A 3,744-nucleotide genomic window follows, 5' to 3' on the forward strand; every position below is an offset into this window, starting at 1 on the left:
AGTTGTGTGATGTTCGCACCAAAGAGATACGTATATTCGGAAACCTGTTCAGATTGATTGTTTTTTAGTTTAACAAAAGACCAGGCCACCGTAAGCTCGGCATCTTTGGCTACCACTTGTGTCACTATATTACCCTTCTTATTTTTGCCGTCATAAACAAGTTTCTTAAATTCATTTTTTGTTTCGCCGGTGAGAAACTTTTCAAAGTCAGTGTTTATAATCGTTTCTTTAGGATCAAGGAATTCATTAAAATAGGGGTTAGCAAAAAGAATATTTCCTTTTTCATCTAAGGTCAATACAAACTTTTTGGTCTGATTCAAGATTAGATCAAAGTTTTCTTTATAAAAAATCACAGATTTTTTAAGATGTCCTTTAAACCATTGATCATTAACCAGCATTACCAACTTTACAGAAATAATAATTACAGGAAATAAATCCAGGTAGTTAAAACTTAAAATACTTCTCCAGGGTAGCGCATCACCGTAATTATTGAATGCTATTTCCTCTGTAACGAAGACAATGTAATATGTCGCCACTACAACCAAGGGTATGAAAGGGAAATCATTTTTGGATGACATCTTCTTCAGACCAATCAAGCAATAGCCTGAAGTTAAAATATAGACTCCGTAACTAAAGAAATATTGTATTTCGGGTAGTTCATAATATGAAACAAGGTTTATGGCAGCAAAATATCCCGCGCAAAGGCCTGTTATGATCCAAAGTAACTTTCTGTTCACATAGCCCACCTCAAATGCAAAATACCAGGGAAATAAGGCAAACATGGCAGTAGCGAAAAACAGGCTTAGTTCAAAATTTTGGGTTTCCTGAGTGTTTATAAGAAAATATATTCCGGAAGTGATGGCAAACAGACCAAATATAAAATTGGCCCGGTATATCTTATGCACGATCCCAAGCCCAACGTAGGACACACCTGTGGTTAACGCTATCCCGGCAAAAAAAATAAATAACTGATCAGACACAATGGAAGCTATTTAGGGCTATAAATATAGTGTAATCAAAGGAATTATTTAAGCTTTGCATATTCCAAGAAAACAGGTAATGGAGAATGTTTTGTGCCAGAATAATTTTTGGTTAAACCTAAAAACTTTTACTTAACCCAATACCAAGGGAGTAAGTACCAAACTCTTTCTTAAAATCATAGCTGAAAGCCGGTGCCAGGCCCCAATTTTTTCCCAGCTCAAATTCATATTCCGTAGTGGCCCTGATAATAAAAATATTCTTGTTTCTTTCAAACTCTACTCCCGGACCTGCAAAAACACTCCAACCCTTTAATAGTCTATAACCGGCCACAACACCAGTGACCACTGCATTCTCCCGGGGAATATCCTCACCTCCAAAATCTACTGCATATTCACCCAGTTCTACATCTACCACTACTCCTATCTGCCATTTTGGGTTCAATCTATAGTAATAATCAACCCCAATGGTAGGCAGCTCTTCAGACTTAAGTGGCTCCCCATCTTCAATGGTCTCGGGAATATGCGTTAGACCAAAAAGTAAAACCAGCTTGTGTTTAGTTTCTCCTTCTTCACCCGCTTCCTGGGCCTGTATCGGAATTATATATAAGAGAAATAGCAGATAGGTAAGTGAGATAAATTTCATTTACATTTTCCTTTAGATGGTTAGGTATTATTTAGGGAGAAAAATACAGAAATATGTTACTAATCTATTTATAATTTCATTTTTTTAGCAAATTTTGTTTTGGCAAACTTATCGTAAGATTTGGCCAGAAACCGCGGTGAATTAAACCGATAACCGAAGTATAGTAATCCATAAGTTCTGTCATTGTTTATGAACCTTCCTTCCTCTCCTGCATAGTCGTAAATATCATAATTAAAGGCAATACCAAATATTACCCTCTCCGAAGCATAACCTAATTGAAGTCCACTTTCAAGTACTGTTTTAAAAAAAGTAATATTCTCCTCAGTAGTGTTACCATCCAGAGTAATTGTACTTTTAGAAAAACTAACCCCCGCAGCGGGTGAAACATTTGGTGCAACAAACCACTTATCACCTATTACCCAGGTATAATAATACCCTATTCCCAAACTTAAATCCGAACTGTCCCCTCTGAATTTAATATCGTCTGGAATATCTTCAAGGTCAAAAGTGAATTTATTATAACTATACTGAAATGTTGGCACAAAACTTCCTGCACTCTTTCTTTGTCGTTCAGTTTGGTAAAATAAATTTTTATATGAAAAGTTTGGGTTGAATATGTGCGAAATTGTTATCCCATACGTAGTGTTAGATAAATCAGGGATAAGAATATATGGATCTACATTTTCCTCCCAATCGGGTATAAAATCCTCGGTGTTTTCCACATAATACCCGGTGATTCTACTATATCTCAACTCTATTAGCCATTTTTGAAAAGCTAATCTCGGTTGAATATCTATAAAGGATGATTCTCCTCTTAATTCCTCATCACTATTTCCAGGTAAAAATGAGGGTGAAAAACCAAGGCTTAATCCAATAATTTGAAATTCGAGAGATAGGAATAAACTGGATCCGTAATTAGAATCTAAATTTATATCTGGCCCTCCCCCAAAGCCATCTGCCGTATAGAAATCTGTTTTGGAATCTAAATTAATCTTTACAATAAATTTATCTTTGAATGATTCTATTGCGGTTGAATCCCTTACTCTTTTTTGTCCAAAGGCAAAAAAACAACCAAAACTTATAATTATTGTAATAATTTTTATCAAAATATAATTTGAACTTAAAATCACTATTTGCTTATATGTAACCTAAAGTTATTGACAAATCTTATAGAAATACAAATAACTATGAATAGATGCCACCCAAATCTTTAAGATAGAACAAAAAAGTAAATTTTTATAATGGATGCTTTACCTCTCCATGATAAACCGGTTTGCATTTTTTTCCAACAATGGCATTGACAAAATTTATTACCGAACCAAGAAGGGTTTTGGCAATTTTTAATTTGCCCACCTGAGGATTGTCTAATTTTCCGCTAACTTTCTGTTCCATTAAGCTACATCCGTTTTTATCCAATACATAAGCAGTAAATCCTGGGATTGAATCATTCACAATATCAAATTTACCGTCAAAAGCAAAGCGGTTTAATGGTGTGCTAAAGGCTACATCTTCTGTTTCGATAATACCATTATGAATCTTCCAATTCGTAAGTACCTGCGAAACATACGTTCTATCTTCCGCTTTAAGATTCATGCTAATCAGCCTGACAAAATCACCTCCCTTAGTCACGACAGCTCCAACCGGGCCCGCCACCACAAAAGCACCAATGTCAACCAAATTGAAGTTCTGACTTCGTTTATATTTCTTGAGTAATTTGTCAACATCTATCCCATAAAGGGTTATTGAGTCTCCCTTAACCTTTAATGAGCCCTTCGCATTTTTGGTTATTTCTTCTAAATCTAACCCACTTCCCTCCAAAGAAAATGAAGCATCCAACATTCCTTTAGCTAATTTTTCCTGGGAATATCCTTCAATAAAAGATTTTATGGGAACATCTCTTAAATCATATGAGATCTCAAATGCAGGGGATTCTTTAGAAATGTCTAAAGTAAGAGACCCGGAATCTTCCGTTTTTCTATCCCTAAATGTAGAAAAATTTACCTGAATCTGATCATTATCAGCCGAAAAATTAGCGTTTAAAGGCACTTTACCCAGAATCGGCGTATTTACTTCATCTAGCTCAAGATCACCATTAACTGACTTTATACCCACAATTTTATT

Annotated in this window: 4 protein-coding genes; all 4 read right to left on the reverse strand. The window is 35.2% G+C overall.

Annotated elements, in window-relative coordinates; translation table 11 throughout:
• Positions 1 to 980: PAS domain-containing protein (locus WBN20_RS11450; RefSeq protein WP_424281770.1), on the reverse strand; the 980-nt coding region annotated here is incomplete at its 3' end.
• A gap of 118 nt (positions 981 to 1,098) precedes the next feature.
• Entirely contained in the window at positions 1,099 to 1,623 is a 525-nt protein-coding gene (locus WBN20_RS11455; protein WP_424271441.1) for a hypothetical protein, read from the reverse strand.
• A gap of 68 nt (positions 1,624 to 1,691) precedes the next feature.
• Entirely contained in the window at positions 1,692 to 2,729 is a 1,038-nt protein-coding gene (locus WBN20_RS11460; protein WP_424281771.1) for a DUF4421 family protein, read from the reverse strand.
• Between the two features lie 130 nt (positions 2,730 to 2,859).
• Positions 2,860 to 3,744: AsmA family protein (locus tag WBN20_RS11465; protein WP_424281772.1), on the reverse strand; the 885-nt coding region annotated here is incomplete at its 5' end.

It is taken from the genome of Eudoraea sp. (assembly GCF_049665975.1).
GTDB lineage: Bacteria > Bacteroidota > Bacteroidia > Flavobacteriales > Flavobacteriaceae > Eudoraea.

Bases quoted from the DNA above. Each gene is read 5' to 3' on its own strand.
- WBN20_RS11455 (WP_424271441.1), bottom strand. From the start codon at position 1,623: ATGAAATTTATCTCACTTACCTATCTGCTATTTCTCTTATATATAATT.